This is a genomic window from Archangium sp., from assembly GCF_036389735.1.
Lineage (GTDB): Bacteria > Myxococcota > Myxococcia > Myxococcales > Myxococcaceae > Archangium.
In genome coordinates this window covers 1-8,656 of record NZ_DASVWK010000404.1, presented here as the reverse complement: position 1 = coordinate 8,656, position 8,656 = coordinate 1, and the positions used below count along the sequence as shown (strand labels likewise).

General features: G+C 69.3%; 7 protein-coding genes. 1 reads left to right on the top strand and 6 read right to left on the bottom strand.

The features are described 5' to 3' along the window. The coding region (locus VF794_RS14645) for an FAD-dependent monooxygenase (RefSeq protein ID WP_331110822.1) at nt 1–968 on the bottom strand (968 nt) is incomplete at its 3' end. A gap of 52 nt (nt 969–1,020) precedes the next feature. Between VF794_RS14645 and VF794_RS14640 the strand changes: the two genes are divergently transcribed. Then, entirely contained in the window at nt 1,021–2,049 is a 1,029-nt protein-coding gene (locus VF794_RS14640) for a trans-sulfuration enzyme family protein (protein ID WP_331110820.1), read from the top strand. Here VF794_RS14640 and VF794_RS14635 read toward each other — a convergent pair whose 3' ends face one another. The 5 genes from VF794_RS14635 to VF794_RS14615 form a co-directional block, all read right to left on the bottom strand. After that, a complete protein-coding gene (locus VF794_RS14635; protein ID WP_331110818.1) occupies nt 2,050–2,730 on the bottom strand; it encodes a Fe2+-dependent dioxygenase in 681 nt (226 codons plus the stop codon). 2 nt (nt 2,731–2,732) lie between these two features. After that, the gene (locus tag VF794_RS14630) at nt 2,733–4,952 is read right to left on the bottom strand and encodes a TonB-dependent siderophore receptor (protein ID WP_331110816.1); all 2,220 of its coding nucleotides are present in this window, start codon (nt 4,950–4,952) and stop codon (nt 2,733–2,735) included. A gap of 90 nt (nt 4,953–5,042) precedes the next feature. Continuing rightward, nucleotides 5,043–6,230 carry a PepSY-associated TM helix domain-containing protein gene (locus VF794_RS14625; protein WP_331110814.1) on the bottom strand — a complete coding sequence of 396 codons (1,188 nt, stop codon included), beginning with the start codon at nt 6,228–6,230 and terminating at the stop codon, nt 5,043–5,045. An 11-nt stretch (nt 6,231–6,241) separates the two neighbouring features. Then, nucleotides 6,242–7,045 carry an energy transducer TonB gene (locus VF794_RS14620; protein ID WP_331110812.1) on the bottom strand — a complete coding sequence of 268 codons (804 nt, stop codon included), beginning with the start codon at nt 7,043–7,045 and terminating at the stop codon, nt 6,242–6,244. 136 nt (nt 7,046–7,181) lie between these two features. Next, on the bottom strand, nt 7,182–8,656 hold a 1,475-nt coding region (locus tag VF794_RS14615; RefSeq protein ID WP_331110810.1), incomplete at its 5' end, for an OmpA family protein.

Genomic DNA, 8,656 nt, shown 5'->3' with positions numbered 1-8,656 from the left:
AGGGCATCGAGCAGGTGATTGGCGGCCACGTAGCTGTCGCGGAGCGCCAGATTCAACCCCTGGCCACCCGAGGGCGACATCGTGTGCGCGGCGTCCCCCAGGAACAGCAGTCCAGGTACGTGCCAGCGATCGAGCCGGGTGACGACGACCCGGAGGAACTGGGTCTCGGTGTTCTCGTCGAGCTTCTTCTCGAGGTGGGGCCGCAGCTTCGGAGGCACCAAGGGGAACAACCGGCGTCGTAGCTCGGGGAGGTCCTTCCTCAGGCCGCCGAGATCTCCGGGCGCGCTATAGGCCACCTGGAGTCGGGAGCGCGTCGTGGCGTGGAAGACGGCCACGACGCCCTTGCCGAACATGTGCACATCGAGGCTGTCGGGAAGCGCCTCGGGAACGTCCGAGAAGTCGAAGCGCAGCCACACCACGTCCGCCGGGAGCTGGGACGTCTCGGCGCCGATTCCGACGTCCTTGCGCAGCCCGCTGTTCCGGCCGCTGCAATCCACGAAGAGGTCCCCCTCGACGCGGCCCTCCGTGCCCTCCCGCCGCGTCTTCAGCGCCACCACCCGGTCGTTCTCGCGAACCGCCTGGAGGGCCGTGGTGCCGAACTCCAACTGGTAGTGGGGGTAGTGGCCGCACAGCTCATGGAGGACCTGGAGGAATCCCGCCTGGGAAATCAACGATCCCCGCTCCTTGCCGCCCGGGACGGTGACTCGCCGGCTCTGCCCGACGAACAGCCGACGCTCGATGTTCGGGAGCGCGATCTTCCGCTCCACGAGCAGCGGGAGGATGCCGAGCTTCTCCAGGGGCCCGAGTGCCGCGGGTTGGATCAGCTCGCCGCGGAACTCGCGCTCGAAGTCGGGGTGTCGCTCGAGGACGCGCACCGGCACGCCATGGGTCACGAGCTGGTAGGCGAGCATCATTCCGGCCGGGCCGGCACCGACGATGACGACCTGGGGATTCGTTGTCTGGGACATGGGCCGAGCGGACATAGGGCTCAAACTCCACAGGCGTCAATGCGCTCATGGAATGATGGGCACATGGCCCACGGTGCGGACCCTGGAGAAGCGTCTGGCGGACCTCGAAGGGGGTGAGGATGCCCTCTGTTTCGCCAGTGGGATGGCGGCGATCACCGGCCTCCTGCTGCACCTGCTCAAGTCCGGTGACCACCTCGTGCTCAGTGATGTCTGCTACGCGGGCGCGGCGGAGTTCGCCCGGGGAATGCTCCGGCGTTACGGCGTGGAGGTGACGCCCGTCGACACCTCGGATCTCGAACAGGTGCGGGCCGCCCTGCGCCCGAACACGCGGCTCGTCTACATCGAGACGCCGTGCAACCCCATCCTGAAACTGACCGACGTGGAGGCGGTGGCCACCCTCGCGCACCAGGCCGGGGCCCGTCTGGTCGTCGATTCCACCATCGCGACGCCCATCGGTCTTCAGCCGCTCTCGCTGGGCGCGGACTTCGTCATCCACTCCCTGACCAAGTACATCGGAGGCCACGGGGACGTGCTGGGCGGGGTCGTCGTGGGGAGGAGTAACGAGCTGGCGGCGCTACGCCAGGACGCACTCATCCACCTGGGCGCCGTCCTCAGCCCGTTCCCCGCGTGGTTGATCCTCCGCAGTCTGGCCACGCTGCCCCAGCGCATGGCCGCCCATGCCGCCACGGCATTGGAGGTGGCCATGTTCCTCGAGACGCACCCGCGCGTGCGCCGCGTCATCTACCCGGGGCTCGACTCTCACCCGCAGGCGGAGTTGGCTCGCCGGCAGCTACGAAACACCTCGGGGATGATCAGCTTCCAGGTGGAAGACGGTCCGGCGGTGGCGCGTCGCCTCGCCGAGCGGATGAAGGTCGTCAAGTACGCCGTCTCGCTCGGCAAGCCGCACAGCCTCGTCTTCTACCTGCCGACGGAGGACCTCCAGCGGACCTCCTTCCAGCTCCCCCCGGACCTGCTGGCGCGCTACCGGGATTGGGCAGGGGAGGGGATCTTCCGCCTGTCCATCGGGCTGGAGGCCCCGCGAGACATCATCCGAGACCTGGAGCAGGCGCTGGCCCCTTGATCAGGGCTCGGCCCACTGCCTGAGGAGGTTGTGGTAGACGCCCGTCAGCATGACGAGGGAGGGGCTCTTGGGCACCTCCTTGTTGAGCTGCATGAGCGCCATGTCGAGGTCGAAGAGCAGCGCGCGCTGCGTGACATCGCGGACCATGCTCTGCACCCAGAAGAAGGAGGCGAGCCGGGCGCCGCGGGTCACCGGGGTGACGTGGTGCAGGCTCGAGGCCGGATAGATGATGAGGTCCCCGGCCGGCAGCTTCACCGAATGGCTCCCATAGGTGTCCTCCACCACGAGTTCGCCGCCGTCATAGCTCTCCGGGTCGGACAGGAAGAGCGTCGCCGAGATGTCGGTGCGCAGGCGCATCGCCGTGCCGGTGATGGGGCGGATGGCGTTGTCCACGTGCGAGCCGAAGCTCATGCTCGCGTCGTAGCGGTTGAAGAGCGGTGGGAAGACCCGCTGGGGCAACACGGCCGAGATGAACAGGGCACTGCGCTCGAGCCCCGCCAGCACGAGGTCTCCGAGCTCGCGTGCCCGCGGGCTGTTCTCCGGAAGCTGGAGGTTCTTCTTCACCTGCGCGGACTGGTGGCCGGCGGTGGTGCGGCCGTCCTCCCACGTCGCGCGGTCGAAGACCTCGCGACAGTGGGCGACCTGCTCGGCGGTGAGGACGTTGGGGATGTGGAGCATCATGACTAGAAGCGGATTCTACCCGTCAGGCTCGCCACGCGCCCCTCGGCCGGAACGGCGTGCATGCCCTGGTACTGCTCGTAATAGAGCGCGTTCGTGAGGTTGCTCAAGTTGAGCTGGAGGTCGACCTTGTTCCACAGCGTGTAGCTCGCGAACGCGTCGAAGCGCCAGTAGTTGGGCACCTTGTTGAACGCCTGGGCCTCCGACGTCGGATTGTTCGCGGTCGTCACGTCCTGGTACACGGCGCCGCCGCCGAGCGTGAGGTGCTCCAGGGGGGTGACGGTCGTCCACAGCGAGAGGCTGCGCCTGGGCGTGTTCGGCAGCGGCTGGCCCACGAGGTACGGGTTGGTGTGCTCGCGGATCTCCGAGTCCAGGTGGGTGTAGTTGGCGATCATCCTCCAGCGGCTCGTGAGGGTGCCGGCCAGTCCGACACTGAAGCCCTGCACGCGCTGCGCGCCCTCGAGGATCTGCGGAGGCCCGTCGGGGTCGGTGTTCGGCACGCGCGCGTTCAGCTTGTCGATGCGGAAGACCGCCGCGTTCACGCCCAGGCGCTCCTCGAAGAGGTCCGCCTTGGCGCCGAGCTCGTAGTTCACGTTCCGCTCCGGCTCCAGGCTGTTCGTCCCGGTGGGCAGCGTGCCGGCTTCCGCCGACGGATTGGCCGAGGTGCCGTACGTCGCATAGAGGCTCGTCTTCTCCACCGGGTGCACGACGAGGCCCACGCGCCAGTTGAAGATCCGATCCCTGTTCTCCAGCTCGGTGATCGTCCCCGTGCTGTCCTCGGAGGTGTAGTCGGTGTCGAAGAGGTCGAAGCGGGCCGAGCCGAGGACCTCCAGGTAGCGGGTGAGCTCGATCTGATCCGCCGCGTAGGCGCCCACCGTCCACTGCCGGCTCTGGTTGGCGGTGGAGAAGACGGGGCTGACCGCGGAGAGGTCGGGTGTGGGCTCCGGCGTGAACAGGTCGGCCGTGAGGTTGGGCCCGGTGGGCAGCCCCACCGCGTTCAGGTTGTAGCGGCGCTGGTCCCTCGTCTCCCAGGACAGCTCGAGCCCGGCACTCGCGGTGTGCTTCAGGATGCCCGTCTGGAGCTCGCCGCGCAGGTTCGTCTGGTTGGTGAGGTAGGCGTTGTCCGTGCCGACCTCGTAGCGCTGCCGGCCGATCGTCGTCGGTTCGCCACGGGTCGGGGTGAGCCCGCGGGGCGACGTGGGCCGGGAAAAGCGGTCCACGCCGCCCAGGCGCAGCGAGTTGGTCAACTGGAGGCCGGTGTCGCCGCCGAAGCGGTGCTGGAGCTGCGCGGTCGCGACATGGGCATTCACCCGCTCGGTGTCCGAGCCCTCCACGCCGTAGAAGGCCCCGCGCGGAACGCCGATGCTGGAGGAGACCGGATATCCGCCGAAGTAGGGCTGGCCGTGGTCCGGGGTGCTGTCCTCGCGCTGGTAGAGGTAGTCGAGCTCGAGCGCGGTGTTCTCGCCCAGCGTGATGCGCGCCGAGGGGGCGAAGCCGGCGCGGTTCTCCGTGGCCTGGTCACGCCCCGCCACATTGGAGAGCTGTCCCAGCGCATTGAGGCGGACCTGGACGCGGTCGGTGAGCACCTGGTTGATGTCGACCTCGAGGCGCCCCGAGGGGGCCGTGCCGCCTGTCAGGCTCACGTTCTGGAAGGAGCGCCTGCCCGGCTTCTTCGTGACGAGGTTGAGCGCGCCTCCCGTCGAGCCTCGCCCGAAGAGGACGGAGGACGGTCCGAAGAAGACCTCGACGCCGCCGAGGTTGAAGGTGTCGCGCGTGAACCAGCCCAGATCCCTCACTCCATCCCGGAACGTGTCGGTCTGCGCCGAGAAGCCGCGCAGGTTGAAGGTGTCACCCTGGCGGCCTCCCTCGCCCGCGGTGACCGTGATGCCGGAGACGTTGCGCAGGGCCTCGCGCACCGTCGTCGCCTGCTGCTCCTCGAGCACCTTCTCGGGCACCACGGTGACGGACTGTGGCGTGTCGATGAGCGGCTTGGGCAGCCGCGTGAGGGTGCTCTCCTCGGTGCGGTAACCCTCCGCCTCTTCTCGCACCTGGACTGTCGGCAGCACGAACCGGCCCTCGGTGCTCTCCGACGTCTCCTGCGCGAGCGCGCCGCTCGCCGTCAGGGCCGACGCCAGTCCAATCGCCGCCTGGAGCGAGCCGCGCACGCCCCCTGAAGGTCCCTTCGTCGAGCGGATACCCGTGCCGAGCTTCTTGCTGGATGCCATGTGGTTTTCTCTGAATGTGAGTTTGATAGTCATTCTCAAATTTCGAGCCCGCTTCGGGAGCAAGAGGCTCGTCGGAGCTGGGGGAGGGGCTCAGCCCGTCGTTTCGGATTCCACCGCGACCGTTTCCGGGGTCGAGGGAGAGACGTGGGTCCGGCGGCGCGGGAAGAAGCGTCTCCACGACAGGGCGAAGCCGGTCCACACGAGGAAGACTCCGCCCAGCGAGGCGAGGGCGGCGATGAGCTGGCCGATCCCCCCGAGGGCCTCGCCCGTGTGGAGGAAGCGCATCCACGAGCGGAGCTTCCGGCCGAGGTTGTAGTCGGCGTAGGTCTCCTGGCGCAGCACCTGGCCAGTGAAGGGATCGAGCGAGACCTGTGCGGCGGCGAAGAGGGGCCAGGCGCCCTGCTCGCGGATGGAGAAGGTGAGGGCCTGCGGGCCCTTGGGGATGCGCAGGGTGATGCTCTCCCAGGCGGGCACCTGCTTCCGGGCCTCGGTGAAGAGCGCGTCGACGGCGAGTGGACGGGTACCGGACGGCGGCGTGGGGACCGTGACGGACGGCGGCGCGGCGGGGCCCTGGGCGACGGGGGGCGGGTTGCCGGTGAGCGTGAAGACGAGGTTCGAGGCCCACTTATAGGAGATGACCATGCCCGTCACCGTCAGGACGAGCAGCACGGGCAGGCACCAGAAGCCGATGACGTTGTGCCAGTTGAAGTCCCGCGCCTTGCCCCGCAGCCCGCGCCTGAACCAGAGGGTGGGGCGGATGGCGCGCAGCGTCCACCTGCGGGGCCACCACAGGTACAGGCCGGAGAGGCCGAGGAAGAAGAACACGGTGTTGCCAGCCCCGGTGATCGCACGGCCCACGGCGCGGTTGTCACCCTGGGCACCGAGCCACCGGTGCCACTCCTCCATGACGTGGAAGAACTTGCGCCAGCCCTGGGCGCCCTGGTCCCGCACCTCGCCCGTATAGGGATTCACGTAGACGCCGCTGGAGCGGCCGGTGCTCACCAGCACGGCGGCGGTGGCCTCGGGGTACACCGTCACGCCCGAGGGTTGTGCCTCGGGCCGGGCGGCGCGCACGCGGGCCAGCAGCTCATCCACGGGAAGTCGGGGTGCGTCCGGCGTGGGGGCCGCCACCTGCCGCGCGTCGTCGGCCCAGGCGAGGACCTCCGTCTCGAAGGCAATGGCCACCCCCGTGAGGGACATGCTCGCGATGATGAGCCCCGCGATGACGCCGGAGACCAGGTGCGGCCAGAAGATGAGCTTGCGGAAGGTGATGCTCACGAGACGGCCCCTCACGTCAGGGAGAACTGGATGGGCACTTCGATGATGACGCGCACGGGTCGCCCCTGGCGTCCGAGGGCCGGGGAGAAGCGCCACTGGCTGACGGCGGAGAGGGCCGCCGCGTCGAGCGCGGGGATGGAGCGGATGACGCGCGTGTGCTCGGGTTCGACGCGCCCATCGGTGCCGATGATGACGCGCACCAGGACGAGTCCCTCGATGCCCTCGGCCCGGGCTCGCCGGGGATAGCGCGGTCGGACCTGCTCGAGCACCTCGGGAGGGCGTGACACCTGCTTCAGGTCGAGGGCCGAGTCTCCCGTGGCACCCGGCAGTCCCCCCGCGCGTCCGTTGAGGACGCCGCCCAGGAGCCCCGAGACGACGGTGCCCACGCTCTCGGTGCCCATCGCCACGCCGACCGCGTCGGAGGAGGGCCCTTCGTCATGGGCGTCCCGGACTGGCACCTCCGTCGCGACGGGCGCGGGCGCTGTCGTGGGAGGCGGCGGTGCGCGTTGCATCCCGGGCGAGCGGGGGAGGCGGGTGCGCGCCTGGCGCGGCATGCGCTCGGACACCACCGGGGAAGAGGTTGCGGTACCGCGAGCCGCCGCGGGTGGAGGAGGGAAGCTGAAGAACACGAGCTCCGGCTCCGCGGGCGTCTCAGGCGCCCTCGGGGCGGGAGACGAGCCCGAGAGCGCCACGGCGAGCATCCCGACGTGGATGAGCACGGTGAAGAAGAGGGCACGCGCCCACCGACCCCACTCGCCCTCGTCGCGGCTGGCCTCGTCCTGGGCGCTGATACTGAAATTGAGAATCGTTCTCATTTCCACGCGACGAGTTAGATACTCCTCCCGGGGTGGGCTCGTCAATGGACTGGGGGGCCAGAAATGAAAACCGCCTGGAGCCCCGCGGGGGCGGGGACCTCCAGGCGGTCGGGTTGGAGCGGTTAGCCCTCGCGCGTCAGGGCGCCTGCGTCTCCATCTCGAGGATGATGAACTCCACGCGACGGTTGTTCTCGCGCCCCTGCGCCGTCTTGTTGGTGTCTACCGGCCGCGACTCGCCGTAGCCCACCGACTCCAGCCGCGCGGGCGCGATGCCCTCCTTCTCCACCAGACGCTTGCGCACGTTGTTGGCGCGGCGCTGCGAGAGGTCCAGGTTGAAGGCGTCCGAGCTCTGGCTGTCCGTGTGGCCCTCCACGCGCACCTTGGTGATCTCCGGGTTGGCGCGCAGCACCGCCGCCACCTGCGTCAGCAGGCTGAAGGAGCGCGGGAGGATCACATCCTTGTTCGTGGCGAAGTAGACCTTGTCGAGGATGAGGATCTTCTTGCCCTCGACGAGCACCTTCACCTTCCCCTTGTCCGGGCAGCCGTCCTCGTCCTGCACTCCATTGATGACCTCCGGCGCGGACGGGCACTTGTCGGCCGTGTCCGCCACGCCGTCCTTGTCGTTGTCCGGATCGGGGCAGCCATCCGAGTCCTCGAAGCCGTCCTTGTCCTCGGCGACGGCCGGGCAGCGGTCCTGGTCATCCGTCAGCCCGTCCCCGTCCGTGTCCACCGGCGGCGGGGGCGGCAGCTCGTCCGCGCAGCCGTCTTCGTCCGCCAAGCCGTTCTTCGTCTCCGGCTGGTTGGGGCAGCCATCCGCACCGTCCAGCAGCCCGTCCCCGTCATTGTCCGGGTCCGCGCAGCCGTCCTCGTCCTGGAAGCCGTCCAGATCCTCGGGGCCCTGAGGGCAGACCGGCGCCGGAGGCTCGACGCGGGCCACCACGGCGCGCGTGGCCTCGGTCCAGACGACCCCGGCGAACAGCCGGAAGCCCGGGGTGCCATAGCCTCGGGTGAGGCCAGGGCCACCGCCCAGGTGCGCCGCCAGCTTGTCGGTGAAGTGGTACTTCACCGCGCCGAGCAGCTCCAGCGGGCGCTCCTCGGTGTTGGACTGCTTCAGCCCCAGGGCGCCCACCAGCGAGGCCTCGGCGGCCAGCCGGTGCTCGCGCACCTGGAAGGGCACCTCCGCGCCCACCCCGTAGGCGAACTCGTTGCCCACGTTGAGGTTGTAGAACTGAGCCTGGGGCTGGAGGTTGACGCCCACGTTGGCGAGCAGGCGCGCGCCCTCGTCATTGAAGACCCACTCGCCGAGCACCCGCGGGAAGGCCGCCACGCCCCGTCGGCCCAGGAACTCCCTGCCGCCCGAGGTGGGCAGCAGCAGCGGCACCGCGACGCCCAGGCGCAACCCGTTGTCCAGCGAGAGCAGGTGCGCCTTGGGTATCAGGCGCAGGTCTCCCACGCCCCTGGCCTGGAGCCCCTCGGAGAGGAGGGGAGAAACGGATGCGACCGGGCCGGAGCCCTGGGCGGTGATGGGCAGCGCCACGCCCAGCTCGTACCGGTCGAAGAGGGCGATGGAGCCCATCAGGTCGAAGGTGAACTGGTTCTTGACGACGGCGT

Coding starts and splice junctions, on each gene's coding strand:
- VF794_RS14640 (WP_331110820.1), top strand. CDS start 1,021: ATGATGGGCACATGGCCCACGGTGCGGACCCTGGAGAAGCGTCTGGCG.
- VF794_RS14630 (WP_331110816.1), bottom strand. CDS start 4,952: ATGGCATCCAGCAAGAAGCTCGGCACGGGTATCCGCTCGACGAAGGGA.
- VF794_RS14620 (WP_331110812.1), bottom strand. CDS start 7,045: ATGAGAACGATTCTCAATTTCAGTATCAGCGCCCAGGACGAGGCCAGC.
- VF794_RS14635 (WP_331110818.1), bottom strand. CDS start 2,730: ATGATGCTCCACATCCCCAACGTCCTCACCGCCGAGCAGGTCGCCCAC.